At 72.0% G+C, this 25,915-nt stretch carries 19 protein-coding genes; 10 read left to right on the top strand and 9 right to left on the bottom strand.

The features are described 5' to 3' along the window. Positions 1–293: 293 nt before the first annotated feature. On the top strand, positions 294–1,433 hold the full coding sequence (locus AB0G17_RS32790; protein WP_361390539.1) for a C40 family peptidase: 1,140 nt from the start codon (positions 294–296) through the stop codon (positions 1,431–1,433). A gap of 290 nt (positions 1,434–1,723) precedes the next feature. Here AB0G17_RS32790 and AB0G17_RS32785 read toward each other — a convergent pair whose 3' ends face one another. Genes AB0G17_RS32785 through AB0G17_RS32765 form a run of 5 tightly spaced genes read right to left on the bottom strand, consistent with a single transcriptional unit; the run spans position 1,724 to position 7,269 of the window. Beyond that, complete coding sequence (locus AB0G17_RS32785; RefSeq protein WP_361390537.1) at positions 1,724–2,974, bottom strand: styrene monooxygenase/indole monooxygenase family protein; 1,251 nt, start codon at positions 2,972–2,974, stop codon at positions 1,724–1,726. A gap of 57 nt (positions 2,975–3,031) precedes the next feature. Further along, positions 3,032–3,658: an ATP/GTP-binding protein gene (locus AB0G17_RS32780; protein WP_361390535.1), complete on the bottom strand. Its 627-nt coding sequence runs from the start codon at positions 3,656–3,658 to the stop codon at positions 3,032–3,034. Further along, positions 3,639–4,037, bottom strand: coding sequence for a DUF742 domain-containing protein (locus tag AB0G17_RS32775; protein WP_361390533.1), 399 nt, complete (start codon positions 4,035–4,037; stop codon positions 3,639–3,641). Before AB0G17_RS32775 ends, AB0G17_RS32780 begins: the two co-directional genes overlap by 20 nt. Continuing rightward, positions 4,034–4,519, bottom strand: coding sequence for a roadblock/LC7 domain-containing protein (locus tag AB0G17_RS32770; protein ID WP_361390531.1), 486 nt, complete (start codon positions 4,517–4,519; stop codon positions 4,034–4,036). Before AB0G17_RS32770 ends, AB0G17_RS32775 begins: the two co-directional genes overlap by 4 nt. Next, positions 4,516–7,269 (bottom strand): nitrate- and nitrite sensing domain-containing protein, encoded by a 2,754-nt coding sequence (locus AB0G17_RS32765; protein ID WP_361390529.1) that lies wholly within the window; start codon positions 7,267–7,269, stop codon positions 4,516–4,518. Before AB0G17_RS32765 ends, AB0G17_RS32770 begins: the two co-directional genes overlap by 4 nt. 420 nt (positions 7,270–7,689) lie before the next feature. On the opposite strand from AB0G17_RS32765, the gene AB0G17_RS32760 reads away from it, so the two are divergent. Next, positions 7,690–8,481: a hypothetical protein gene (locus AB0G17_RS32760; protein ID WP_361390527.1), complete on the top strand. Its 792-nt coding sequence runs from the start codon at positions 7,690–7,692 to the stop codon at positions 8,479–8,481. 157 nt (positions 8,482–8,638) lie between these two features. On the opposite strand, the gene AB0G17_RS32755 is transcribed toward AB0G17_RS32760, so the two are convergent. After that, complete coding sequence (locus AB0G17_RS32755; RefSeq protein ID WP_361390525.1) at positions 8,639–9,109, bottom strand: MarR family transcriptional regulator; 471 nt, start codon at positions 9,107–9,109, stop codon at positions 8,639–8,641. Between the two features lie 120 nt (positions 9,110–9,229). After that, complete coding sequence (locus AB0G17_RS32750; RefSeq protein ID WP_361390523.1) at positions 9,230–12,034, bottom strand: M4 family metallopeptidase; 2,805 nt, start codon at positions 12,032–12,034, stop codon at positions 9,230–9,232. 511 nt (positions 12,035–12,545) lie between these two features. Here AB0G17_RS32750 and AB0G17_RS32745 point away from each other — a divergent pair. Together AB0G17_RS32745 and AB0G17_RS32740 are read left to right on the top strand one after the other, a co-directional pair. Beyond that, on the top strand, positions 12,546–13,370 hold the full coding sequence (locus AB0G17_RS32745; RefSeq protein ID WP_361390521.1) for a lysozyme: 825 nt from the start codon (positions 12,546–12,548) through the stop codon (positions 13,368–13,370). Positions 13,371–13,472: 102 nt separating this feature from the next. Beyond that, on the top strand, positions 13,473–14,264 hold the full coding sequence (locus AB0G17_RS32740) for a trypsin-like serine protease (RefSeq protein ID WP_361390519.1): 792 nt from the start codon (positions 13,473–13,475) through the stop codon (positions 14,262–14,264). Positions 14,265–14,296: 32 nt separating this feature from the next. Here AB0G17_RS32740 and lon read toward each other — a convergent pair whose 3' ends face one another. Further along, complete coding sequence (gene lon / locus AB0G17_RS32735) at positions 14,297–16,708, bottom strand: endopeptidase La (protein WP_361390517.1); 2,412 nt, start codon at positions 16,706–16,708, stop codon at positions 14,297–14,299. A gap of 157 nt (positions 16,709–16,865) precedes the next feature. Between lon and AB0G17_RS32730 the strand changes: the two genes are divergently transcribed. Both AB0G17_RS32730 and AB0G17_RS32725 read left to right on the top strand, forming a co-directional pair. Beyond that, on the top strand, positions 16,866–17,522 hold the full coding sequence (locus AB0G17_RS32730) for a GNAT family N-acetyltransferase (RefSeq protein WP_361390515.1): 657 nt from the start codon (positions 16,866–16,868) through the stop codon (positions 17,520–17,522). Continuing rightward, positions 17,519–18,073, top strand: coding sequence for a hypothetical protein (locus AB0G17_RS32725; protein ID WP_361390513.1), 555 nt, complete (start codon positions 17,519–17,521; stop codon positions 18,071–18,073). Before AB0G17_RS32730 ends, AB0G17_RS32725 begins: the two co-directional genes overlap by 4 nt. Here the strand turns inward: AB0G17_RS32725 and AB0G17_RS32720 are convergent. Further along, positions 18,032–18,739 (bottom strand): rhomboid-like protein, encoded by a 708-nt coding sequence (locus tag AB0G17_RS32720; RefSeq protein WP_361390541.1) that lies wholly within the window; start codon positions 18,737–18,739, stop codon positions 18,032–18,034. The two genes, AB0G17_RS32725 and AB0G17_RS32720, sit on opposite strands and share 42 nt — an antisense overlap. Before the next feature lie 379 nt (positions 18,740–19,118). Here AB0G17_RS32720 and AB0G17_RS32715 point away from each other — a divergent pair, with 379 nt between their 5' ends. The 4 genes from AB0G17_RS32715 (at position 19,119) to AB0G17_RS32700 (ending at position 25,877) form a co-directional block, all read left to right on the top strand. Continuing rightward, positions 19,119–19,805, top strand: coding sequence for a spermidine synthase (locus AB0G17_RS32715; RefSeq protein ID WP_361390511.1), 687 nt, complete (start codon positions 19,119–19,121; stop codon positions 19,803–19,805). A gap of 84 nt (positions 19,806–19,889) precedes the next feature. Further along, on the top strand, positions 19,890–20,627 hold the full coding sequence (locus AB0G17_RS32710; RefSeq protein WP_067163879.1) for a response regulator transcription factor: 738 nt from the start codon (positions 19,890–19,892) through the stop codon (positions 20,625–20,627). Further along, positions 20,624–21,784 (top strand): HAMP domain-containing sensor histidine kinase, encoded by a 1,161-nt coding sequence (locus AB0G17_RS32705; RefSeq protein WP_361390509.1) that lies wholly within the window; start codon positions 20,624–20,626, stop codon positions 21,782–21,784. Before AB0G17_RS32710 ends, AB0G17_RS32705 begins: the two co-directional genes overlap by 4 nt. Positions 21,785–22,043: 259 nt before the next feature. Then, entirely contained in the window at positions 22,044–25,877 is a 3,834-nt protein-coding gene (locus AB0G17_RS32700; RefSeq protein ID WP_361390507.1) for a multifunctional oxoglutarate decarboxylase/oxoglutarate dehydrogenase thiamine pyrophosphate-binding subunit/dihydrolipoyllysine-residue succinyltransferase subunit, read from the top strand. The last annotated feature ends 38 nt before the right edge of the window (positions 25,878–25,915 follow it).

The following is a 25,915-nucleotide window of genomic DNA, read 5'->3' as shown; positions in this document are numbered from 1 at the left end:
CTCGTACTGGACGTACGTGGGCTTTCGCCCGGTGCGGCGAGAGTGCGTGCCAGGCGTCGCAGGACAGACGGGAATTTGACGACAGGCCCTAGACCCGCGCCCCGGGCGAGATCCACCGGACAGGCGCCAGTGGGGCTCGGCACCGGCGGTTCTCTCTCGTATGCAGGTGGCGGGCGCGACGGCAAGCGCCCGCACCGGAGTACGGCCGTACGGGGGAAGGATTCGCACCGTTCACCCGTCTCGGCGGGCCCCGGTCCGGATCACCGTGTCACCATCCGACCGGAGGTGAGCACGTGTCAGACAGATCTCTGCGTTCGGTGTGCACGGCCGCGGCCCTCGCGGCGGCGCTCGTGTCTGCCGTCCCCACGGCGCAGGCCGCACCCACTCCGCCCCAGAGCTCGGTGACCGGCCTGCTGACGCGGATGCAGACGCTCTACCGGCAGGCCGAGGAGGCGTCCGAGGCGTACAACGCGGCCGAGGAGCAGCTGAAGCGGCGCACGGCGGACGAGAAGAAGGTGGCGGCCGGGCTGACGAAGGCGCGGGTCGCGCTGGCCCAGAGCCGCCAGGCGGCGGGCCGGCTGGCCCGGGAGCAGTACCAGGGCCGCACCGAACTCTCCACGTATATGCAGCTGTTGCTGTCCCGCGATCCGCAGGGCGCCCTCGACCAGGGGCATCTGATCCGGCGCGCCTCGGACGAGCGCCGGGTCTCGCTCGCGCGGCTCGCGCGGACGGAGAAGCGGGCGGACGCTCTGGCGCGGGCGGCGCGCAAGGCGCTGGACGAGCAGGCCCAGCTGACCGCGCGACAGCGGCGGGCGCGGGACCAGGTCCGGGCCCGGCTGAAGGACGTCGAGGGCCTGCTGGCGTCGCTGAGCGAGGACCAGCTCGCCGAGCTGACCCGGCTGGAGCGGGACGGCATGGCGAAGGCGCAGCGGGATCTGCTGGCGACGGGGGCGCTGAGCGGGGTGCGGGCACCGTCGGAGGAGGGCGAGCAGGCGCTGCGGTACGCGGTCGGGCAGCTCGGCAAGCCGTATGTGTGGGGGGCGGAGGGGCCGGGGTCGTACGACTGCTCGGGCCTCACGTCCCAGGCGTGGGCGCACGCGGGCCGTGCCATCCCGCGCACCAGCCAGGAGCAGTGGGCGTCGCTGCCGCGGGTGCCGCTGCGCTCCCTGCGCCCGGGGGACCTGGTGGTGTACTACCCGCGCGCGACGCACGTGGCCCTGTACCTGGGCGACGGCCTGGTGGTCCAGGCCCCGCGCCCCGGCACCCGGGTGAAGATCTCGCCGATCGCGTCGAACCCGCTGTTGGGGGCGGTGCGGCCGGATCCGGGGGAGACTTCCCTGCGGTCCTATCGGCCGCCGAAGTTGCCGGTGGGGGCGGGGACGGACTCGGACTCGGACGAGGGCTACGGGTCGGATGCCCCTCCGGGGGAATGACCCCCACCCCGCCCCTTCCCGAAAGCCCTGGGCGGGCGGCCGGGTGGGGCGGGGACCCCCTGAGTTCGCCGCGGACCGTGCTGGGTTGCGCCCCTGGGTCCCCGGTTCGTCTGCGGGCCGGTGGGGGCTGGTCGCGCAGTTCCCCGTACCCCCTAGCTAGGGGGTACGGGCGAGGGCGATGGCGAAGCCGAGCCCTTCAGGGGCGCGGGGAACTGCGCGAGCAGCCCAGCACGGTCCACAGGCGTGCACCGGGCCCCGGGGCGCAGCCCCCGGCCGCCCGCCGGAGGGGTTCAGGGAAGGGGCGGGGTGGGGGCCGACACCTCGGCCAGGTACGCCGCCGCCTTCTCCTCCTCGAAGAAGAAGTTCTCGAAGTCCGACGGGTCGTCGAAGCCGTTCGCGAAGCGGTCGGCGACCGGCTGGAGTTCGCCCGCCGCGCCGATCAGGTTGAGGACGTGCTCCGGCGGCACCCCCAGCATCGCGTTGGTCCACTTCACCACGGGCTGCGCGGTCGACCAGTAACGGTCGAACGTCGACCTCATCCACTCCTCGTCGAACGCGTCCTCCCCCCGCTCCACGATCGACGCCAGGTAGGACGCCGCGCACTTGGACGCCGAGTTGGAGCCCTGGCCCGTGATCGGGTCGTTGGCGACGACCACGTCCGCGACGCCCAGGACCAGGCCCCCGCCGGGAAGGCGGCCGACGGGGTTGCGGACGGTGGGGGCGTACCGGCCCGCCAGCGTGCCGCCCGCGTCCGTCAGTTCGACCTTCGTCGCCCGCGCGTACTCCCAGGGCGTGAAGCGCTCCATCAGCTCCAGGGTGAGCGAGAGGTGCTCGCCCGGGTCCGTCACCCCCTGGAACACGTCCAGCGGGCCACCGGGGATGCCCTCCCAGAAGAGGATGTCCGCCCGGCCCGACGTCGTCAGCGTCGGCATCACGAAGAGCTCGCCCACCCCGGGCACCAGGTTGCAGCGCACCGCGTCGAAGTCCGGGTGCTCGGGGCGCGGGCCGAGCCCGTGCACGTACGACACCGCAAGCGCCCGCTGCGGCTCCGTGTACGGGGAGCGCGAGGCGTCGCGGCCGAACATGGACACCAGCTCGCCCTTGCCCGCCGACACCAGCACCAGGTCGTAGGTCCGCGCGAAGAAGTCCAGGTCCGAGACGGCCGCGCCGTGGATCACCAGCTGGCCGCCGCGCTGTGCGAACGTCTCCATCCAGCCCGCCATCTTGACCCGCTGATCGACCGACTGGGCGAAGGCGTCCAGGTGGCCGACCCAGTCGATCGGGCGGGACGCGTCGGGCCCCGCCACCGAGACGCCCAGGCCCTCGATGCGCGGGGCCTGGGACTCCCAGAAGTTCAGGCCGAGGTCCCGCTCGTGCTGGAGCGCCGTGTGGAACATGCACTGCGTCGACATGACCCGCCCGGAGCGGATCTCGTCGGCCGTGCGGTTGGACATCAGGGTGACCTCGTACCCCTTCGACTGGAGTCCGAGGGCCAGCTGGAGCCCGGACTGACCGGCCCCGACTATCAGGATGCGCCGCATGCGAGTGTTCTCCGATACGTGTACGTGAGTAAGTGGGGGGGGACTGGTCCGGCGGCTCTAGTCCGGCAGCTCTTCCAGCGCGTGTGCCACCAGGCCGAGCAGCGAGTCGATCACCGTGATCCGGTCGCGCGCGTCCATGATCACCACAGGGATGTGCGGCGGCACCGTCAGCGCCTCCCGCACGTCCTCGGGCTCGAACGACTCGGTGCCCTCGAAGTGGTTGACCGCCACGATGTACGGCAGGCCGCAGCTCTCGAAGTAGTCGAGCGCCGGGAAGCAGTCGGACAGCCGGCGGGTGTCGGCGAGCACCACCGCGCCGATCGCCCCGCGCACGATGTCGTCCCACATGAACCAGAACCGTTGCTGCCCGGGCGTGCCGAACACATACAGGACGAGGTCGTCGTCGAGCGTGATGCGGCCGAAGTCCATGGCCACCGTCGTGGTGGTCTTCTCCGGCGTCGACGTGAGGTCGTCCGTGCCCTCGCTCGCCTGGGTCATCACCGCCTCCGTCTGGAGCGGGGTGATCTCCGAGACCGAGGAGACGAACGTCGTCTTGCCCACGCCGAAGCCGCCCGCCACCACCACCTTGGTCGCGATGGGTGCCCTCGTACGGTCCTGCTGCCAGGGCCGCAGCTCCTCCTCGTCCGCGTCGGGCGCCGGGAGTTCAGAGACGGCGGAGTCCACTCATGACCCTTTCGAGCAGCGCGCGGTCGGGCCGCCCGGGGCCGTGCCCGGTCCCGTACACGCGGATCCTTCCCTGGTCGGCCAGGTCGCTGAGCAGCACCCGGACGACCCCCAGCGGCATTCTCAGCAGCGCCGATATCTCCGCGACCGTACGCATCGCCCGGCAGATCTCCACGATCGCCCGCATCTCCGGCATCATCCGCAGCGGCGAGCCGCCCAGCGCCTTGCGCTCCTCGGGCGCCTCGATGGCCGCCACGAACGTCTCCACGAGGAGCACGTGGCCGAAGCGGGTGCGGCCGCCGGTCAGCGAGTACGGGCGGACCCGCGCGGGTTTGCGGCCGGAGCCGCGTATCGGGAGTTTCGGGGCGGACGAAGTCACTGGACGGCCTCCATCGACTGGCGCAGCTCGCTGCGGAGTTCGGGGGTGAGCACGTGTCCGGCGCGGCCGACGAAGAGGGCCATGTGGTACGCGACGACGCTCACGTCGCAGTCCGGGGTGGCGTGCACACCGAGCAGCGAGCCGTCGCTGATCGCCATGACGAAGACGCTGCCCTCCTCCATCGCGACCACGGTCTGCTTGACGCCGCCGCCGTCCATGAGCCGGGCGGCGCCGTGGGTGAGGCTGCCGATGCCGGAGACGATGGTGGCGAGGTCGGCGCTGGAGCCGCGCGGCCCCTCGGGGCGGGGCTCCGTGCGGGTGTGCCGCTGGTCCGGGTCGGACGAGAGCAGCAGCAGACCGTCCGAGGAGACGACCGCGACGGACAGCAGTCCCGGCACCTCCTCGACCAGGTTCCGCAACAGCCACTGCAGATTGCGGGCTTCGCTGCTCAGTCCGAACGTGCCGGTGCCGGTCGCAGTCAACTGCGTGCCTCCTCGACTGTCTCCCCCGTCTGTGGCCTCTGTGCCTTCTTCTCTTGGCTCTGTACTTCGCTCTGGGTTCCGCTCTGGGTTCCGCTCCGGGTTTCCTGGATCTCGGTCTCGGCGTGCCGGCGGCCCTCCAGGGCTCCCTGCTGGAACCCGCCGAGCCGCCGCCGCAGGGCGTCGGCCACCTCGGCGCCGCTCTTGCGCGCGGCGGGGACGGTGGAGCCCGCGTCCTTCACCACCTTCGGGGTGCGCTTGGGCAGCCCCTTGTCGGTGACGCGCTGCGCGCGGACGGTGGGGGCGGGCTCACGCTCGGGCTCGGGCTCCGGGGCCGCGGCTGGGAGCCGCATCTCGAACGTCGGCTCGTCGACGCGCTCGTGCGTGTCCGGCTGCTCGTGCGTGTCCGGCTGCTCGTGCTCGTCCGGCTGCGTGTCCGACTGCGTGTCCGCCTGCTCGTGCGTGTGCGGCTGCTCGTGCGTGTGCGGCTGCTCGTGCGTGTGCGGCTGTGTGTCCGGCTGCTCCGCCCGCTCCGGCTGACGCGCGGGCAGCGGAAACTCCGCCGTGCGCTCCGCCCGCTCGGGCAGCACGTTGGAGTTCGCCTCCGCCAGCGCGCCCGGCAGCGTGAAGCGCGGCGCGTCCCCCTGCGCCGGCACCACGTGCGGCGGCGCGGCCGGGGGCGTCTTCGGCAGGATCGGCTCGGGCAGTACGACCACCGCCGCGAGCCCGCCCTGCTTCTGCTCGCGCAGCTCGATCCGCACCCCGTGGCGGCGGGCGAGCAGTGCGGCGACGTGCAGCCCCAGCCCCCCGGCCTCGGTGCCGGGCTCCCCCGGCTCGTACGTGGACGGGTCCGCGAGCCGCATGTTGAGCTCGGTGCGGCGCGCCGGGCTGACCCCGATGCCCTCGTCCTGGACCGAGAGCATGACCTCGCCGCTCTCCAGCTGCCAGCCGGAGAGCTGGACCTGGGCGTCCGGCGGGGAGAACGAGGTGGCGTTCTCCAGCAGCTCGGCGACGAGGTGGCTGAGGTCGTCGGCGGCGAACCCGGCCACCTGGGCGTGCGACGGCAGGGCCTGGATGACGACCCGCTCGTACCGCTCGATCTCGCTGACGGCGGCCCGCAGCACATCGACGAGCGGGACCGGGCCGGGGTGGTTGTGGTGGTGCTCGGCGCCCGCGAGGACCAGCAGGTTCTCGCCGTGGCGGCGGATGACCGTGGCCATGTGGTCGAGCTTGAAGAGCGTGGCGAGCTGGTCCGGGTCCTGCTCGCTCTCCTCCAGACCCTCGATGATGCCGAGCTGACGCTCGACCAGGCCGAGGCTGCGCAGCCCCAGGTTGACGAAGGTGTGCTGCACGGTCCCGCGCACCCGCTCCAGCTGGGCGGTCAACTCCCGTACGGAATCGGCCAGTTCGGCCCGCTCCACGGCGAGGCCGGTCTGGGCCTCGCGGGCGTCGTCCAGCTCCGCGCCGAGCGCGTCGGCGCGGGCCGCGTGGTCGCGCAGGCGGCCGTGGAGCGTGTTGAGAGACCGGACGACCTGGGCGAACTCGTCGTTGCGGCCGGTGAAGCGGACCGGCTCCTCCGTCTCGGGGGCCGTCGCGAGCCGGGCCGCGCCGCGCCGCAGCACGGCGAGCGGCCGGGTGAGGCTGCGGGCGCCGGCGGAGGAGACGCCGACGGCGAGCAGCAGCAGCGCGCCGACGAGCGCGACGCGCAGTTCGAGGCCGGTGACGTCGTCGTCGCGCAGCGACTCGAAGCGCTTCACCTCGGCCGTGGCGAGCGCCGACTCGGTTCCGCGCATCCGGTCGATCCGCGCGGTCAGCGCGGCGGCGACCTTGTCGGCGCCCAGTTTTCGGTCGGAGGAGCTGAGCTGGGGCTGGTCGGTGAGCCGGGCGAGATAGCGCTCGGCCGCGTCCACGTCCGGGCCGGTCACCGTGGTGGAGAGCTTCTCGCGCGCGGTGGCGGAGGCGGCCTGGTCGAAGTCGGCGAGCGCGGACTGCTCGCGCACCCGCGCCTGCTGCCCGGCGGCGCTCAACGCGTCCCGGGTGCGCCCGTCTTCGCTGTCGCCCGCGTCCTTCTGTACATACCGGCCGGTGATCGGGTCGTAGACCGTGGTGCCGGGCTTCTGCGGGACCGAGAGCGCGGCGACCAGCAGGCCACGGGTGGCGGAGGCCTGTTCGACGGCGCGGCCGAGGTCGGCCGGGGCGCGGGTGGCCTCGGCGGCGCGCGGGGGCGTCCTGTCGGCCAGCTCGTCGGCGATGCCCAGCAGCTTGGTGATGACGTCGGAGTACGCGCGGTGCGCCTCCAGGGCGGTGCCCTTGCCGGTGAGGGCGGTGCGGCGCAGCGACGGGACGGTGGCCAGGTCGCGGCCGAGGGCCGCGGGCGCGGTGGCGCGGATCTCGTCGATGCGCCGGTCGACGCGGGTGGCGCGGTCCTTGAGCGCGGCGTCCTTGCGCGGATCGCGGCCGCCCGCGATGTACGCGCTGACGTCGTCGCGTTCGTCGGCGAGGGCGTGGGCCAGGGTCACGGCCTGCTGGTTGAGCTCGGCCAGGGTGACCAGGCTCTGGGAGTCGTTGAGGTCCGAGGAGGCGGTGAGCAGCGCGGGGGTGCCGGCGCCCAGGACGGTGAGGGAGACCAGGGCGACCGAGGTGACCAGCCGGGTCCGTACGCGCACGGTGCGCACGGTGCGTGCGGCGCCCGCGGTGTCCGCGGCGCCCTTGACGGTCTCGCCGTCCTTGCCCCGAGGCCGCTTGTTCTGCACCGGTGCTCTCAATCTTGACTCGTCCACCCATGAAGCCGAGGTGACGGCCGGTCATGCGCCTCATGAGTCTCATGCGCCTCATGCGACGACCGGCCGTGCGTCTCATGCGTCGTGTGCGACGCGTTCCCACCCCTGCGCGGCTTCCGACCATTCCAGTGGTTTTGGGAAGGAGGCATGCAACATCCACTCCGCCACCCGAACGAGTGAACAACACTCGGGAGTTGGCCATCAACTCCTGCGGAATGGCCGCCCCCGCTCGTGTGGAAGGCGGGTTGGAACTTCCGCGCGGCCTTTGGCAGGATGCCCGCCCACAGCTTCCCGACGGGCCGTTCCGCCCGGCCGGAGCCGCTCTCCGGCCCCATGGTCCAGGCCAATTGACCACGATGAAGGCCTGGTGGAGGCGGAGTGCAGACTGGTCGTATGCGCATCGAACTCGCCACGGCTCCCGGAAACCCCGCACGCCCCAACGAGGACTGGGCCGCCACCGCGTTGCCCGCCGCCGGACGGGGCGGGGTGCTGGTGGTGCTCGACGGGGTGACCCCACCGCCGGGCAACGGCGACTGTGTGCACGACGTGCCCTGGTTCACGGCGCGGCTGGGCGGCGCTCTGACCGAACTGTCCGCTTCGCGGCGTGACATACCGCTGACCGGGATCCTCGCCGAGTCCATCAGGCGCACCGCCGACGCCCACCGCGACACCTGTGACCTTTCTCACCCGCGTACGCCTCAGGCGACCGTGGTCGTGGCGCGTTGGGACGAGGAGGCCGTGGAGCATCTCGTGCTCTCCGACTCCGCGCTGCTCCTGGAGTCGCCCGAGGGCGTGGTCCGGGCGGTCCTGGACGACCGGCTGGACCGGGTGCCGCGGTCCGTGCTGGTGTCGGACGAGGTGGCGGACGCGGTGGCCCGCAACCGGGAGGGAGGCTTCTTCACGGCCGCGGCGGATCCGGCCGTGGCCTCTCGTGCGGTGACCGGGCGCACCCCCGTCCGGGACGTGCGGGCGCTCGCCGCGCTCTCCGACGGCGCGTCGCGGTGGGTGGAGACGTTTCGCGAGGGTGACTGGGCGGGGTGTCTGGCCGTGGTGGCCAAGACGGGGCCGCAGGGGCTGATCGACCGGGTCCGGGAGCTGGAGCTGGCCGACGCCGCTGCCGGGCGTACGTATCTGGGGCGCAGCAAGACGCACGATGACGCGACTGCGGTGTACGTGGAGCTTTGAGTCCCGTCTGCGGGCCGGTGGAGGCTGGTCGCTCCCCCAAGTTCTCGGCTTCGCTCGAACAGGGGGGACCCCCATCGCGGCGGATCCGCATAGGTGACAGCCCCGCGCCCCTGAAGGGGCTGCGCCCCTCAGAGGCGCGGCGGAGCCGGGTGCGTCCCTACGCCTGGCCCGGTTCCTTCATGTCCGCTCGCGCGTTCAGCTGGTGCAGCAGTCTCGCCAGTTCCGCGATCTCCTTGCGGTCCCAGTCCGCCAGCTTCGTGACGTACTGGGCGCGGCGGGCGTCGCGGACCCTGCGGAAGCGGGCCAGGCCCTCGTCGGTGAGGCGGACCAGCGAGGCGCGGCCGTCGGCCGGGTCCGGCTCGCGCGTCACCAGGCCCAGGTCCTCCAGGGCGCGCAGCTGGCGGCTCATGGTCGCCTTGCCCACGCCGAAGTACGCGGCGAGCTCGGTGGCCCGCTGCGAGCCGACCTCCTCCAGGCGCACGAAGAGCCCGTACGCGGCCGCCTCCAGCTCGGGATGGACCGCGCGGGCCATCTCGCCGGAGGACGCCCGGGCACGCCTCAGGAACACCGCCAGCTCGCGTTCGAGTGCGAGAAACTCCTGGTCCGGACCGTGCACATCAGCTCCCATCCCACGCTGTCCCGACGGGACAGTATTTCCCAGTCCCCTGTGGCCAGGGGCCCCCGGCGCAGCGCACCGGGGGCCCTTTGGCTCAATCACGCGGCATGACGCGTCACGCGGTGAGCGCGTTCAGCAGGTGCCGGCCGGCCGCTCCCGGGTGACCAGGTCCGTCCAGCCCGAGGTGCCGTCCAGCCAGACGACCTGCCGGCCGCCCGCGGCGGACGGGTACAGCTGTTCGCCGCGGTTGCAGGAGAGGCGCTCCTTGCGCGTGCCGTCGGCGCTGAGCTGCCACAGCTTGGGCAGGGTCTCATTGCGGTACTGGGTGTCCGGCAGCAGGGTGTTCACCGTGACCGCGTCGTCAGCCGCCGTCAGGTCGAACGGGATCAGCGCGCCGGGGCCGGACTCGGCGCTGATGTCGACGGTGCCGGTGCCGTCGAGGTTGGACCGGCGCACCGCCAGCTGGCCCTGGTCGGCCAGGTTCTCGTCGGCCAGCCAGAACACGTTCTTGCCGGTGATGCCGGTCTGGCCGATCCCCTGCGGCTCACCGAGCTGCTGGGCGAGGTGCGTGGCACCGGTGGCGATGTCGTACGTCTCGACGCCGATCCGGTAGTCGCTCTCGCCCGGGTAGAGCTTGGCGTACGCGATCTTCCCGTTCTTCAGCGAGGGCAGCGCGGTGCCGAGCTCGTACTTGCCGCCGTCCACCCAGGTGGGCTCGTGGTCGCCGGGCTTGAGGAAGCCGACGTGCCGCCCGCCGAACGGGTCGAAGGACTCGAAGACCACGGCGCCGTTCTCGACGTGCAGGTTCTGGACATTGGTGGACGAGGTGTACAGCGTCTTCGTCGGGCCGCCGGCGATGGGGCGGGAGAGGATGTCGACGCTGGTCGTCCCGAACGCGGCCCACACCACCGTCTTGCCGTCGGTGGCCGGATACACGTGGTAGCGCCCGTCGTTGGGGCTGATCAGCTTGGGCGCGCCCCTGCCGTCGACGCGTCCGGCGTAGACCGAGTAGGCCTCGGTGCCGTCGTCGTTGGACTTGGACGTGGCCCACCAGCCGCCGCCCGCGGCCGTGCCCGTACCGGAGATGTTGAGCTTGCCGAAGAGGCGGTCGGAGTCGACGCCGAGGGCGTTCTCCCAGCCGGGCACGATGCCGTGGGCGTTGAAGGACCGCTTGACGACGTTCTGCTGCTTCGCGGAGAGCCCCAGGTCCTTGGCGGCCGCGACGATCGCGTCGCGGGCCTCGGTGTAGCCGTCCAGCGGGGTCATGTACGTGGAGAGCGCCTTGTAGACCAGCCGGTCCGCGAGGAAGGGGTCCTTCGGGTCGAGGTCCTGGCGGATGTCCCACAGGGCGCCGGAGAAGATCGTCGAGTTGAGGTGGACGCCGCCGTTGTCGGTGGAGAAGGTGACGCCGAGGTAGTCCTTGGACGTGGTGCGGCCGTCGTTGAGGTCGCGGAAGGCGCACTCACGCGGCTTGCTGGTGCGGCACAGGTCCTCGCCGAGGAGCCCGGCGTCCGGGTCGTCCATCTTGGTCCCGGTCGCGGTGACGTCGATCGCGTTGCCGAAGTAGTCCGCGAGCGCCTCGTTGAGGGCGCCGGACTGGCCCGCGTAGACGAGGTTCGCGGTGTTCTCGACGACGCCGTGGGTCATCTCGTGGCCGACGACGTCGAGGTCGGCGGAGAGCGTCTTGTACTGCTCGTCCCCGGCGCCGTACACCATCTTCTGGCCGTCCCAGAAGGCGTTGACGAAGGGGCCGCCCGCGTACGTCACGCCGACCAGCGAGTTGATGGTCATGCCGCGCCCGTCCAGGCTGTCGCGGCCGTGCACCTTCTTGTAGTAGTCGTAGACCTGCCCGGCCGCCCAGTGGGCGTCGACCGCGCCCGCCGCCGTGGCGTCGCCGCTGTAGTCGGGGGCCGCGTTGGTGAACTCCTTGAGCCCGTCCGGCCAGCGGCCCGAGGCGTCGTCGACCTCGACCGCGCGCGCGTCCCAGGTGTGCAGGGTGTTCTTGCTGGTGCCCGCCATGCGTGAGTAGTCGACGAGGCTGTACTGCTTGGCCGTGGCGTCGAAGTAGATGTCCAGCGGGACCTGGTCGCCGCTGTACTTGACGCCGGTGCCACTGGTGCCGGGGTTGGTGGTGGCGGCGGGCCCCGCGGCCGCCTTCCCCGGGGCGTGCGCCGCGCCCGGGGCGTGCGCCGTGCCGCTCGCGGGCTTCGGCGCGGTGATCGTCTTGATCAGGCTGTACTGGAGTACCGGGAAACCCGCGTGGGCGTCGACGTACACGTCCTGCAGGACCGGCCGGCCGGTGGCCGGGTCGGTGCCGCGCACGGTGACCCGGTAGGTGAGGATGCCCGCGCCCTTGGGGACGACGACCAGGCCGCCCGCCCGTCCGGTGAGCGCGGCGGCCGCCCTGGTCTTCGCGCCCCGGGACGGCTGGACGTCCTTCTTGCCGAGGGTGGCGCCGCCGAGGCGGGCGGCCACCGAGGAGACGGCCCGGTGCACGGCGACGTCCTCGGCGACCGTCGCCGTGGTGGCGGTGGTCAGGCCCGTGAAGTACTTGCCGGAGGTGCCGGTGACGACGCGCTTGCCGTCCTTCTTCTCCATCCGCACCACGTACTGGCCGCCGAGCACCTCGACGCCGTGGTGCTTCTGCTGCAGCCGTACCGTCTCGTCCCCGCCCTGCCTGAGGGTCTGGACGGGGGCCAGGTCGCGGCCGGGGTCGGCTATCCGGTAGCGGCTCTCCTTGGCGGCGAGGTGGGTTCGGGCCGCGTCGGCGGGCGCCGCCTCGGCGTCGGCGCTCTCGTGGAGGCCGTCCACGAGGGCGGGTGTCTCGGTGCCGGTGCCGGGCACGACGTCGGCGGCCGGCGCCTGCACCGGGGGCGCGGCGTGGGCCGCCGGTACCGCGGTGGCGAGGAGGGCGGCGGCTCCGAGGAGCGCGGCCATCCCCGCCCCCGCGCCGGTCCTGCTCCCCCGCGTGCTGTCTGCTCCGGCTCTGCCTGCTCTGGGCTTGTGCAAGGTCGTTCCTCCACGGGCCGTTGCGAGGTGCCTCCCGCGGACGGCGTCGGCCGCGCGGGAGGCCGGTGGCGCCGGTGGGCGCCGACTGGTCATGACCATGCAAGCCCGTGGTGAGTGAACTCCTCAATGGGGCCTCTGTGTTGACATGAGGACTTTGGCGCGAATGCGACCCGAGGGAACGCACGGGGAGGCAAGGGAGCACGGCGGGCGCGGCCGATGGGCCGCCAACCGCCCACGGCTGAAAGTTACTTGCAGCCGCTGACGGTCGGCGCAGCTCGCACCGGCCCGGGCGGTCCTGTCAGAGGCCTGGGCCAATGACAGTTCCAGAACCTCTTTCGCGTCACGGTCTACGTGCGTAGCTTCTCTCGTATGACATGTCCACAACGACATGTCGCATCCCCGGCACGCTCCCCCCACCTACGCCTTTCGGAGGCACGCAATGCCCGTGCACAGACCCGGAACGGCCCGTCGCGGTCCCCTCGCCGCGGCCGGAACCCTCCTCTTCGCCCTCACCCTCCTGCTGACCGCCCCCGGCACCTCAGGCGCGGCCCAGACCCCCGCCCGTGGCTCCGCCACCATGGGCATGGGAGTGGCCGCCCACGACGGCACCGGCGGCGCGCCGCACGACACGAGAGCCGTCCAGACCGAGGGCGTCGACACCAGCAGCCACAACGGCAACGTCGCCTGGTCCACCCTGTGGAACAGCGGGGTGAAGTGGGCCTACGTCAAGGCCACCGAGGGCACGTACTACACCAACCCGTACTTCGCGCAGCAGTACAACGGCTCGTACAACGTCGGCATGATCCGCGGCGCGTACCACTTCGCGACGCCGGACACCACGAGCGGCGCCACCCAGGCCAACTACTTCGTGGACCACGGCGGCGGCTGGTCGCGCGACGGCCGTACGCTGCCGGGCGCGCTCGACATCGAGTGGAACCCGTACGGCGCCGCCTGTTACGGGCTCTCCCAGGCCGGGATGGTCAACTGGATCCGCGACTTCGTGAACCAGTACCGGGCCCGCACCGGCCGTGACGCGGTCATCTACACCGCCACCAGCTGGTGGACCCAGTGCACCGGCAACTCCGCCGCCTTCGGCTCCACCAACCCGCTGTGGATCGCCCGCTACAACACCGACCCGGGCACGCTCCCGGCCGGCTGGGGCTACTACACGATGTGGCAGTACACCTCGTCCGGCCCGACGGTCGGCGACCACTCGAAGTTCAACGGGGCCTACGACCGGCTCCAGGCTCTGGCCAACGGCTAGGGCGCGAGCTCGTACGTGAGTCTGTACGTGTGGCCCCCGGCGTGCCGACGCGCGCCGGGGGTCTCACCTCGCCGGGGCCCGTCATACGACAGGATGGTCGTCATGCGCGTGCTGCGAACGGTGGGGCGGGTCTGTGCCGCAGGGGTACTGGCCCTGGTCACGGGGTGCGGCTGGTCCGCCGCTTCGGCGCCCCAGCAGGACCGGCCCGACGAGGTGCCGCCCGCGCCCGCCCCGCAGACGTCCGCCGCCACCAGCGCCGGACTGCCGTCCGTGGGCGTCCTGGTCGACGGCGACAAGCACTGGTGCACGGCGAGCGTCGTCGCCAGCCCCAGGGGCAACGTCGTCGCCACCGCCGCGCACTGCGCGGACGCCGGGTCGGCGGGCTCGATGGCGTTCGCGCCGGGCTTCTCCGGCGCGGTCAAGGGCTCGTACCCGTACGGCACCTGGAAAGTGAAGGCCGTACAGACCGACGAGCGGTGGTCCGGGGACGGCGACGACTCCTTCGACTACGCCTTCCTCACCCTGGAGCCGGACGCCAGGGGCCGCAGTGCGCAGAGCGTGGTGGGGGCCGCCCAGCCCGACTGGAGCTCGGGGCCGAGGCGCCGGGTCACCGTCTTCGGCTATCCGGACGAGGACCACAACCCGGGGAACCGGCCCATCGCCTGCACCACCGACACCCGCCCGGACACCGATCTGCCGAGCGACGTACGGATCGACTGCGCCGGGTTCTGGACCGGCACCAGCGGCAGCCCGTGGCTGGCGGACTACCGGGGGCCGGACCACCTCGGCAAGCTCATCGGCGTACTGAGCGGCGGCGACACGGATGTGGCGTCCACGGCGGTGCTCTTCGACGCGCGGGCACGTCGGCTGTACGAGAAGGCCGCGCGGGCGTAGTTCCCGCGCGGCCTTCTCGTACGGTCCGGGTGTTACACCGCCACCGCCACCGGCACCTCCGCCGGGGCCAGCGCGATCTCCAGGACCTGGCGGACGTCGCTGACCGGGTGGACCTCCAGCTTCTCCAGCACCTCGGCGGGGACGTCGTCCAGATCCGGCTCGTTGCGCTTGGGGATCACCACCGTGGTGATGCCCGCCCGGTGCGCGGCGAGCAGCTTCTGCTTCAGCCCGCCGATCGGCAGCACCCGGCCGGTCAGCGACACCTCACCGGTCATCGCCACGTCGGTGCGCACCAGCCGCCCGCTGAGCAGCGAGGACAGGGCGGTCACCAGCGTGATGCCCGCGCTCGGGCCGTCCTTGGGGACCGCGCCCGCCGGGAAGTGGACGTGCACGCCCCGGTCCTTGAGGTCGGCCACGGGCAGCTCCAGCTCGGCGCCGTGCGAGCGCAGGAAGCTCAGCGCGATCTGCGCCGACTCCTTCATGACGTCGCCCAGCTGGCCGGTGAGGGTCAGGCCCGCCGCGCCCGTCTCCGGGTCGGCCAGGGACGCCTCGACGAACAGCACGTCGCCGCCGGCCCCGGTGACGGCGAGGCCGGTGGCCACCCCGGGCACCGAGGTGCGCCGCTCCGCCGGGTCCTGGGCGGACTCGGGGACGTGGTGCGGGCGCCCGATGAGCGCGCGCAGGTCGTCGGGCGTGACCGTGAGGGGCAGTTCGCGCTCGCCGGTCTCGTGCTGGGCCGCGACCTTGCGCAGCAGCCGGGCGAGCGAGCGCTCCAGGTTCCGCACGCCCGCCTCGCGGGTGTACTCCCCGGCGAGCCTGCGCAGCGCGCTCTCCTCCAGGACCACCTCGCCGGAGTCGAGTCCGGCCCGCTCCAACTGGCGCGGCAGCAGGTGGTCGCGGGCGATGACGACCTTCTCGTCCTCGGTGTAGCCGTCCAGGCGGACGAGCTCCATGCGGTCGAGCAGCGCCTCCGGGATGGCCTCCAGGACGTTGGCCGTGGCCAGGAAGACGACGTCGCTCAGATCGAGCTCGACCTCCAGGTAGTGGTCGCGGAACGTGTGGTTCTGCGCCGGGTCGAGGACTTCGAGCAGGGCCGCGGCGGGGTCGCCGCGGAAGTCGGAGCCGATCTTGTCGATCTCGTCGAGCAGCACCACCGGGTTCATCGACCCGGCCTCCTTGACCGCCCGCACGATCCGGCCGGGCAGCGCGCCCACGTACGTACGCCGGTGGCCGCGGATCTCGGCCTCGTCGCGGACGCCGCCGAGGGCGACGCGGACGAACTTGCGGCCCATGGCGTGCGCCACGCTCTCCGCGACGCTCGTCTTTCCCACGCCGGGCGGGCCCACGAGCGCGAGCACCGCGCCTCCGCGCCGCCCGCCGACCACGCCCAGGCCCCGGTCGGCGCGCCGCTTGCGCACCGCCAGGTACTCGGTGATGCGCTCCTTCACGTCCTCCAGGCCCGCGTGCTCGGCGTCCAGGACCGCGCGGGCGCCCGTGATGTCGTAGACGTCCTCCGTCCGCTCTTGCCACGGCAGTTCCAGGACGGTGTCCAGCCAGGTGCGGATCCAGGAGCCCTCGGGGGACTGGTCGCTGGAGCGCTCCAGCTTCTCGACCTCCTTGAGGGCGGCCTCGCGGACCTTCTCGGGCAGGTCGGCGGCCTCCACGCGGGCCCGGTAGTCGTCGGACTCGTCGCCCTCCGACTCGCCGTTGAGCTCGCGCAGCTCCTTGCGTACGGCGTCGAGCTGGCGGCGCAGCAGGAACTCGCGCTGCTGCTTGTCCACGCCCTCCTGCACGTCCTTGGCGATGGACTCGGCCACGTCCTGCTCGGCGAGGTGCTCGCGCAGGTGCTCGGTGGCGAGCTTGAGCCGGGCGACCGGGTCGGCGGTCTCCAGCAGCTCGACCTTCTGGGCGGTGGTGAGGAACGGCGAGTACCCCGAGTTGTCGGCGAGGGCCGAGACGCCCTCGATCTGCTGGACGCGGTCCACGACCTGCCAGGCGCCGCGCTTCTTCAGCCACTCGGTGGCGAGCGCCTTGTACTCCTTGACCAGTTCGGTGACCTGGCCGGGCAGGGGGTCCGGGACGGTCTCCTCGACCGTGGCGCCCTCCACCCACAGCGCTCCGCCCGGGCCGGTGGTCCCGGCGCCGATGCGCACGCGGGTCACGCCCCGGATGAGCGCGCCCGGGTCGCCGTCGGAGAGCCGGCCGACCTGCTCGACGGTGCCGAGCACGCCGGTGGCGGCGTAGGCCCCGTCGATGCGCGGGACCAGCAGCACCCTGGGCTTGCCCGCCGAGGGCCCGTCGGCCCGGACGGCCGCCTGGGCGGCTTCCACGGCGGCGCGCACCTCGGTGTCGGACAGGTCCAGCGGCACGACCATCCCGGGCAGCACGACCTCGTCGTCGAGCGGCAGCACAGGCAGGGTGAGCGGTGCGGACGAGTGAGCCATGATCTCCCCTTCGGCAGTCAAGTTGAGCTATGCCGACTCAATGCATGTGAGCCAAGGAATGTTCCCCGACAGGTGTTCGCTCTGAGCGATCATCTCTTGTAAGAGTCATATTGGAGTAGAGACTATTACGCCCAACGCACTTACGGGAGGGGCAGCCATGGAATCCGTGCCGGAGCTCGTCGAGACCTGGATCAAGGGGTGGGTCGTGTCGCGCGGCGCGGCGGCGCCCGTGGCCGAGCCCTGGGGCTGGACCATCGACGTCGGCCAGGCCAACCACGTCTCCCGGCACGTGCTGCCGGAGCCCGACGAGGCCTCGGTGCGCAAGCTGGTCGAGGCGACGACCGCGCCCGGCACCTGGCTGAAGCTCTTCGCGCAGGACGACACGGTCCGGCCGTGGCTCGGCCCCGGGTGGCGGCTGGACCAGCCCGGATTCCTGATGACGGCGCCCCTGGCCCCGGCCCCCGCCGAGGTCCCGGCCGGTTACACCCTCACCCGCTGGACCACCGGCGGCGTCCTGCGCGTGCTGGTCCGCACCGAGGCGGGCCACTTCGCCGCGCGCGGCCAGATCGCCCCCACCGGCGCGACCGCCGTGGCCGACCAGATCGAGACCTCGCCCGAGCACCGGCGCCGGGGCCTGGGCAGTCTGGTCATGCGCACACTCCAGAGCGGCGCGTACGCGACCGGGGCCACCACCGGCGTCCTGGTCGGCACCCCGGAGGGGCAGGCGCTGTACGGCTCGCTCGGCTGGACGACGCGCTCGGCCATGGCCAGCCTGTACTTCGCTCCCACTGATCCGGCATCCTCGGCTCCATGAGCCTCACGGGCAGGACCAGGACGACGGCAGGAGCGCTGCTGCTCGTCACTTTGCTCGCGGCGACGGCGTGCGACTCATCGAGCTCCACGGCCGACGGCGCTTCCAAGTCACCCACCCCGGCGCCGAGCACGACGCTGAGCGGGCAGACCCCGCCGCCCACCACCCCGGCCGGCACGCCGCCCGGCTCACCGCAGAGCGCCACGCCGACGCCGCCCGCCCAGCACGGGCAGCTGCTCAGGCTGGTGGTGAGCGGCGGGTTCGCGGGGCTGCACAACGAGCTGGTCGTGAAGGCCGACGGCTCGTACACCTCGACGCGCCGGGACGGGAAGACCACCACCGGCAAGCTGGCGCCCGACGCCCTCGCCAAGCTCCGCTCGGCCCTGGAGGACGCCGACTTCGCGCATCTGCCGCCGCGCCCGACCGGACGCCCGGTGGCCGACGCGCTGATGTACCAGTACACATACGAGGGACACGTCGTCCTGACCGACGACGTCCACCAGGGCCCGGCGCTACGGGACGTACGAGCCAACCTGCCCGTCGGCTACCGCTGACGGCCCGTCACCGGGCCGGGCGGTCGCACGCCCGGCCACCCGGCGCAGCACCGGCCAGCAGAGGACACCGACGAGCAGGGCGGTCGGATGGCCCCAGCTGGCCAGCGGATCCACCATGTCCAGCAGGTCCTGGGCGAGGAGCACCGCCATCACGCCGAGCAACGGCCACCTCAGCAGCGGGCGCAGCAGCCCCGCGAGCGCGCCGACGCTCGCCATCAGACCGAAGCTGATGCCGTAGTCGAGGCGGTGCAGCGAGGAGTCCGGCAGCTGCCCCGCCATGACCGAGACGCCCACCGGCACCTCGGTGACCAGCGTCGCCACCACATGGCCGAGCAGGAACACCCCGGCCGTGCGCAGCCCGCCGACGCGGCGCTCCAGGGCGGTGAGGATGAAGACGAAGCCGACGGCCCACGGCGAGGAGATGCCGCCCGCGATCCACAGCGCGCTGGCGAGCAGCACGAGCACCGGGGTGCGCGTGAGGTGCTGCACATCGGTGCTGGAGCCTTCGAGCAGCGTGCGGACCGTGTCCGGGTCGCCGAACTCCGCATAGAGCGAGGTGGCGAAGAGCAGCAGCGTGTACGCGAAGGTGAAGGGCGTGCCCGTGGGGGTCGGCAGCAGGTCGACGGCGCGGCGCAGGGAGCCGCGCACCAGCACCCCGGCGGGCACCTCGGGCCCCCGGCCCCCGGCACCGGCCGTCACAGCGGTCTTCGCGATGTCCCCGCCCTCCGGCGTCCCGTCCACCGTTTCCCGAGCCGTCTCCCGAGCCGTCGGCCGCTGGCGCGGGATGCCGTCGAGCAGGCCCGCGTGGTCGCGCGTTCTTCCAGGGTGCACCGGTGAGGCCCCTTCCACCGGGCGCCGCACGCTCGCACCCGGAACCACAAGCCGCGCCGGTGATCCTCCGGCCTTGCTGCTTACGCTTCTACAACGCTCACCCTCTGCGAACGCTCCCCACCGCGTCTATGACTTGTGCCACATTGGACAACCTTTGACGCAGGCCGCGCGTCGGCCTCCGAGCCGTTCGCTCCGCTTTCGAGGAGGTCTTCTGATGCCCATCGCCGACCCGATCGCCGCGCCGGTCGTCCTGGACCGGCGCGAGGGGCCGTACGGGGAGGTGGTGCTCCGGCGGCGCGGCCCGCACTTCGAGATCATCGCCAACGGCATGTTCCTGATGGACACCTCCGACGGGCGCTCGGAGAGGCTGCTCGTGGACGCCGCGCACGAGGCGCTGCCGGACGGCCGCGAGCGGCCGTCGGTGCTGATCGGCGGGCTGGGCGTCGGCTTCTCCCTGTCGCACGCCGCCGCGGACCCCCGGTGGGGCCGGATCGCCGTGGTGGAACGCGAGTTGGCCGTCATCGACTGGCACCGCTCGGGCCCCCTGGCACCGCTCTCGGAGGCCGCCCTGGCCGACCCCCGCACCGAGGTCCTGCACACCGATCTGGTCGCATACGTGACGAGTGCCCCGGACACCTTCGACGCGCTCTGCCTGGACATCGACAACGGGCCCGACTGGACCGTCACCCAGAGCAACGACAGCCTCTACTCCCCCACCGGTCTCGCCGCCTGCCGGGACCGGCTCACCCCCGGCGGAGTCCTGGCGGTGTGGTCCGCGCAGCCCTCCGCCGCCTTCGAGCAGGCTCTCCGGAATGCCGGTTTCTGCGGGGTTAGGACCGAAGAGATCACAGTTGCCCGGGGCGTCCCTGACGTGGTCCATCTCGCCGTTCGCCCTGCGTAGCCTGGACGCGGCCGGTGCCTCTAGTCTCTGACCGACACAGGGGATCTCCCCACGGATCCCCGGAAGCAATATCAGGGCGGGGCGATGGAGCAGGCACACACCACCCACAACGGCGTAGCGGCCACCCCCGGCGCCCAGCGCCGGGTGCTGGTCGTCGAGGACGACACGACGATCGTCGACGCCATCGCGGCACGGCTGAGGGCCGAGGGCTTCCAGGTCCAGACCGCCCTCGACGGCCCGGCGGCCGTCGACACGGCCGAGGCGTGGCAGCCGGACCTGATGGTCCTGGACATCATGCTGCCGGGCTTCGACGGCCTGGAGGTCTGCCGCCGGGTGCAGGCCCGCCGGCCGGTCCCGGTGCTGATGCTGACGGCCCGCGACGACGAGACGGACATGCTGGTCGGGCTCGGCGTCGGCGCGGACGACTACATGACCAAGCCGTTCTCGATGCGGGAGCTGGCGGCCCGGGTGCACGTGCTGCTGCGCCGGGTCGAGCGGGCCACCCTGGCGGCCGCGACCCCGCGCACCGGCATCCTGCGCCTGGGCGAGCTGGAGATCGACCACGCACAGCGCCGGGTCCGGGTGCGCGGCGAGGACGTCCACCTCACCCCGACCGAGTTCGACCTGCTCAGCTGCCTGGCCAACACGCCGCGCGCGGTGCTCTCGCGCGAGCAGCTGCTCGCCGAGGTCTGGGACTGGGCGGACGCCTCGGGCACCCGGACCGTGGACAGCCACATCAAGGCGCTGCGCCGGAAGATCGGGGCCGAGCGCATCCGCACGGTCCACGGCGTGGGCTACGCGCTGGAGACCCCGGCGCCATGAGCCGGGCGGCGGCCGGGGCGGTGAACGGGCGGGCCCGGCGCGGCGGGCCGCACGCCCGGGCCCGCGACCGGGTGCGCGACCGGCTCAGGGGCGGCCTGCGGGAGGTCTCGATCTCCATCAAGACCAAGCTGGGCAGCCTGGTCGTGGTCTCGGTCTTCATCACCACCGGGCTGCTGATGGTCGCCGTGCAGACCCGCACGGAGCTGCGGTTCATCACCGTCTTCTCGGTGATAGCCACCCTGCTGATCACCCAGTTCGTGGCGCACGGCCTGACCGCGCCGCTGGACGAGATGAACACGGTCGCCCGGGCCATCTCGCACGGCGACTACACCCGCCGGGTGCGCGGCGCCGACCGCCGCGACGAGCTCGGCGACCTCGCCTCCACGATCAACCGCATGGCGGACGACCTGGAGGCGGTGGACCGCCACCGCAAGGAACTGGTGGCGAATGTCTCGCACGAGCTGCGCACGCCCATCGCGGCCCTGCGGGCGGTCCTGGAGAACGTGGTGGACGGCGTCTCGGCCGCCGACCCCGAGACGATGCGCACGGCGCTGAAGCAGACCGAGCGGCTCGGCCGCCTGGTGGAGACGCTGCTGGACCTCTCCCGCCTGGACAACGGCGTCGTACCGCTGCGGGCGCACCGCTTCGAGGTCTGGCCGTATCTGTCCGGCGTGCTCAAGGAGGCCAACCTGGCGGCCTCCCGGCGCGGGCTCTCCTCCGGCTCCGGCAACCACACCCGTACCGACGTCCATCTGCACCTGGACGTCTCGCCGCCGGAGCTGACCGCGCACGCGGACCGGGAGCGGCTGCACCAGGTGGTCGCCAACCTCATCGACAACGCGGTCAAGCACTCGCCGCCGCACGGCCGCGTCACCGTACGGGCCCGGCGCGGCCCGCAGCCCGAGTCGCTGGACCTGGAGGTCCTGGACGAGGGCCCGGGCATCCCGAAGTCGGAGTGGCACCGGGTCTTCGAGCGGTTCAACCGGGGCGACGCCTCGGCGCCGCACGGGCCCGGCAGCGACGGCGGCACGGGTCTTGGGCTGGCGATCGCCCGGTGGGCGGTGGATCTGCACGGCGGTCAGATCGGCGTGGCCGAATCGTCGCGCGGATGCCGCATCCAGGTCACCCTTCCGGGCGCACCCCGAGCAACCAATTGACGTAGGGTTCGAACCGGAAGCACACGTTCTGCGTGTAGGTAGTGAGGGTCGCGCTCCGGAGGGGGCCGTGGCCGCTGCGAGGCGTACCCACTCGTCGGCGGAACCTGATCTGTTTCCCGCCAAAACCTGCCCCGAAACACGCTTTCCGGTGTGACTTACGCGACTGTGGCACGCCCGGCCTGCACCTCCACGCCGGGGAGGCGTAGCCTTTATTTCCGCTGTCCATCACCTTGTGAAGCGGAAGAGGGCGGTTGCCGCCGTGTCGTCTCAGTCCCCCAGTAATTCGAGCGTCTCGACCGACCAAGACGGGCAGGGCAAGAACCCTGCAGCCGGCTTCGGTGCCAATGAGTGGCTCGTCGACGAGATCTACCAGCAGTACCTCCAGGACCCCAATTCGGTCGACCGTGCCTGGTGGGACTTCTTCGCCGACTACAAGCCGGGTTCGACCGGTGCGGCGGACAAGCCTGTCGCGGGTGCTCCCGCCGCAGCCGCGGGGGCTGCGGTAGCCGCCCCGGCCGCCACCCCGGCGCCCGCCGCGCAGGCCCCGGCTCCGGCCGTGCCCGCGCCGGCCCCCGCCGCCCCGGCGCAGCCCCAGGCACAGGCCCCGGCTCCCGCGAAGGCCGCTCCGGCGCCCGCCGCGAAGCCCGCCGCGGCCAAGGCCCCCGGTGCAAGCACCGGCTCCACTGGAGCGGCTAACGCCGCGCAGCCTGCTGCCGAGGCCCCGGCCGGTCCGGAGTACGTCACGCTGCGCGGTCCCGCCGCCGCCGTGGCGAAGAACATGCACGCCTCCATCGACGTCCCGACGGCCACGTCCGTCCGCGCGGTCCCGGTGAAGCTGCTGTTCGACAACCGGATCGTGATCAACAACCACCTGAAGCGGGCCCGGGGCGGGAAGATCTCCTTCACCCACCTCATCGGGTACGCGATGGTGCAGGCCATCAAGGCCATGCCGTCGATGAACCACTCCTTCACGGAGAAGGACGGCAAGCCCACCCTGGTCAAGCCGGAGCACATCAACTTCGGCCTCGCCATCGACCTGGTGAAGCCCAACGGCGACCGCCAGCTGGTCGTCGCGGGCATCAAGAAGGCCGAGACGCTCAACTTCTTCGAGTTCTGGCAGGCGTACGAGGACATCGTCAAGCGGGCCCGTCAGGGCAAGCTGACGATGGACGACTTCTCGGGCGTGACGGTCTCCCTGACCAACCCGGGCGGCCTCGGCACCGTCCACTCCGTGCCGCGTCTGATGCCCGGACAGTCGGTCATCATGGGCGTCGGCTCGATGGACTACCCGGCCGAGTTCCAGGGCACCTCCCAGGACACCCTGAACAAGCTGGGCATCTCGAAGGTGATGACTCTCACCTCGACCTACGACCACCGGGTCATCCAGGGCGCCGCCTCCGGCGAGTTCCTGCGGATCGTCGCCAACCTGCTGCTCGGCGACGACAGCTTCTACGACGGCATCTTCGAGTCGCTGCGCATCCCCTACGAGCCGGTCCGCTGGCTCAAGGACATCGACGCCTCGCACGACGACGACGTCACCAAGGCCGCGCGCGTCTTCGAGCTGATCCACTCCTACCGGGTCCGCGGCCACGTCATGGCCGACACCGACCCGCTGGAGTACCGCCAGCGCAAGCACCCCGACCTGGACATCACCGAGCACGGCCTCACCCTGTGGGACCTGGAGCGCGAGTTCGCGGTCGGCGGCTTCGCCGGCAAGTCCCTGATGAAGCTGCGCGACGTCCTCGGCGTCCTGCGCGACTCGTACTGCCGCACCACCGGCATCGAGTTCATGCACATCCAGGACCCGAAGCAGCGCAAGTGGATCCAGGACCGCGTGGAGCGCCCGCACTCGAAGCCGGAGCGCGAGGAGCAGCTGCGGATCCTGCGCCGTCTGAACGCGGCGGAGGCCTTCGAGACCTTCCTGCAGACGAAGTACGTCGGCCAGAAGCGCTTCAGCCTGGAGGGCGGCGAGTCCGTCATCCCGCTGCTCGACGCGGTCATCGACAGCGCCGCCGAGTCGCGCCTGGACGAGGTCGTCATCGGCATGGCCCACCGCGGCCGGCTGAACGTGCTCGCCAACATCGTCGGCAAGTCGTACGCGCAGATCTTCCGCGAGTTCGAGGGCAACCTCGACCCGAAGTCGATGCACGGCTCCGGCGACGTCAAGTACCACCTGGGCGCCGAGGGCACCTTCACCGGTCTGGACGGCGAGCAGATCAAGGTCTCGCTGGTCGCCAACCCCTCGCACCTGGAGGCGGTCGACCCGGTCCTGGAGGGCGTCGTCCGCGCCAAGCAGGACGTCATCAACAAGGGCGGCACGGACTTCACGGTCCTGCCCGTCGCCCTGCACGGCGACGCGGCCTTCGCGGGCCAGGGCGTGGTGGCCGAGACGCTCAACATGTCGCAGCTGCGCGGCTACCGCACCGGCGGCACGGTCCACATCGTCATCAACAACCAGGTCGGCTTCACGGCCGCCCCGGAGTCGTCGCGCTCCTCGATGTACGCGACCGACGTGGCCCGCATGATCGAGGCGCCGATCATCCACGTGAACGGCGACGACCCGGAGGCCGTGGTCCGCGTGGCCCGCCTGGCCTTCGAGTTCCGCCAGACGTTCAACAAGGACGTCGTGATCGACCTCATCTGCTACCGCCGCCGCGGTCACAACGAGGGCGACAACCCGCAGTTCACCAACCCGCAGATGTACAACCTGATCGACAAGAAGCGCTCGGTGCGCAAGCTGTACACCGAGTCGCTGATCGGTCGCGGCGACATCACCCTGGAAGAGGCGGAGCAGGCGCTCCAGGACTTCCAGGGCCAGCTGGAGAAGGTCTTCGCGGAGGTCCGCGAGGCCACCTCGCAGGCGGGCGAGATCCAATCCCCGGAGCCGCAGGCCGAGTTCCCGGCGGCGGTGACCACCGCGGTCTCCCAGGAGGTCGTGAAGCGGATCGCCGAGTCGCAGGTGAACATCCCCGAGCGGGTCAAGGTCCACCCGCGACTGATGCCGCAGCTGCAGCGCCGCGCCGCCTCGGTCGAGGACGGCACGATCGACTGGGGCATGGGCGAGACCCTGGCCATCGGCTCGCTGCTGATGGAGGGCACCCCGGTGCGCCTCTCCGGCCAGGACACCCGCCGCGGCACCTTCGGCCAGCGCCACGCGGTCCTGGTCGACCAGGAGACGGGCGAGGACTACACCCCGCTGATGTACCTCACCGAGGAGCAGGCGCGGTACAACGTCTACGACTCGCTGCTCTCCGAGTACGCGGCGATGGGCTTCGAGTACGGCTACTCGCTGGCCCGTCCCGAGTCCCTGGTGATGTGGGAGGCGCAGTTCGGCGACTTCGTCAACGGCGCCCAGACGGTGGTGGACGAGTTCATCTCGTCGGCCGAGCAGAAGTGGTCGCAGACGTCCGGCGTCACCCTGCTCCTGCCGCACGGCTACGAGGGCCAGGGCCCGGACCACTCGTCCGCGCGCCCCGAGCGCTTCCTCCAGATGTGCGCGCAGAACAACATGACGGTCGCCATGCCGACGCTCCCGTCGAACTACTTCCACCTCCTGCGCTGGCAGGTCCACAACCCGCACCACAAGCCGCTCATCGTCTTCACCCCGAAGTCGATGCTGCGTCTGAAGGCGGCGGCGTCGAAGGCGGAGGAGTTCACCACCGGCGGCTTCCGCCCGGTGATCGGTGACGAGTTCGTCGACGCGAACGCGGTCCGCAAGGTCGTCTTCTGCGCCGGCAAGGTCTACTACGACCTGAAGGCGGAGCGCGACAAGCGCGGCGCGACGGACACGGCGCTGATCCGTCTGGAGCGCCTGTACCCCCTCCCGGGTGCCGAGCTCCAGGCCGAGATCGCCAAGTACCCGAACGCCGAGAAGTACCTGTGGGCCCAGGAGGAGCCGGCGAACCAGGGTGCCTGGCCGTTCATCGCGCTCAACCTGATCGACCACCTGGACCTGGCGGTCGGCGCGGACGTCCCGCACGGCGAGCGCCTGCGCCGCATCTCGCGCCCGCACTCCTCGTCCCCGGCGGTGGGTTCGAAGAAGCGGCACGAGCAGGAGCAGGAGCAGCTGGTGTCGGAGGTCTTCGACGCGTAGTCGCTGGCCGCTGTGGCTGGAGTGATACGGCTGGAGGG

Origin of the sequence: Streptomyces sp. NPDC023838, assembly GCF_040639555.1 — a bacterium.
Lineage (GTDB): Bacteria > Actinomycetota > Actinomycetes > Streptomycetales > Streptomycetaceae > Streptomyces.
This window is presented reverse-complemented; position numbering and strand designations above follow the sequence as displayed.

Coding starts and splice junctions, on each gene's coding strand:
- AB0G17_RS32760 (WP_361390527.1), top strand. CDS start 7,690: ATGCGCATCGAACTCGCCACGGCTCCCGGAAACCCCGCACGCCCCAAC.
- AB0G17_RS32705 (WP_361390509.1), top strand. CDS start 20,624: ATGAGCCGGGCGGCGGCCGGGGCGGTGAACGGGCGGGCCCGGCGCGGC.
- AB0G17_RS32725 (WP_361390513.1), top strand. CDS start 17,519: ATGAGCCTCACGGGCAGGACCAGGACGACGGCAGGAGCGCTGCTGCTC.
- AB0G17_RS32785 (WP_361390537.1), bottom strand. CDS start 2,974: ATGCGGCGCATCCTGATAGTCGGGGCCGGTCAGTCCGGGCTCCAGCTG.
- AB0G17_RS32755 (WP_361390525.1), bottom strand. CDS start 9,109: ATGGGAGCTGATGTGCACGGTCCGGACCAGGAGTTTCTCGCACTCGAA.
- AB0G17_RS32715 (WP_361390511.1), top strand. CDS start 19,119: ATGCCCATCGCCGACCCGATCGCCGCGCCGGTCGTCCTGGACCGGCGC.
- AB0G17_RS32710 (WP_067163879.1), top strand. CDS start 19,890: ATGGAGCAGGCACACACCACCCACAACGGCGTAGCGGCCACCCCCGGC.
- AB0G17_RS32745 (WP_361390521.1), top strand. CDS start 12,546: ATGCCCGTGCACAGACCCGGAACGGCCCGTCGCGGTCCCCTCGCCGCG.
- lon (WP_361390517.1), bottom strand. CDS start 16,708: ATGGCTCACTCGTCCGCACCGCTCACCCTGCCTGTGCTGCCGCTCGAC.
- AB0G17_RS32750 (WP_361390523.1), bottom strand. CDS start 12,034: ATGGCCGCGCTCCTCGGAGCCGCCGCCCTCCTCGCCACCGCGGTACCG.
- AB0G17_RS32730 (WP_361390515.1), top strand. CDS start 16,866: ATGGAATCCGTGCCGGAGCTCGTCGAGACCTGGATCAAGGGGTGGGTC.
- AB0G17_RS32740 (WP_361390519.1), top strand. CDS start 13,473: ATGCGCGTGCTGCGAACGGTGGGGCGGGTCTGTGCCGCAGGGGTACTG.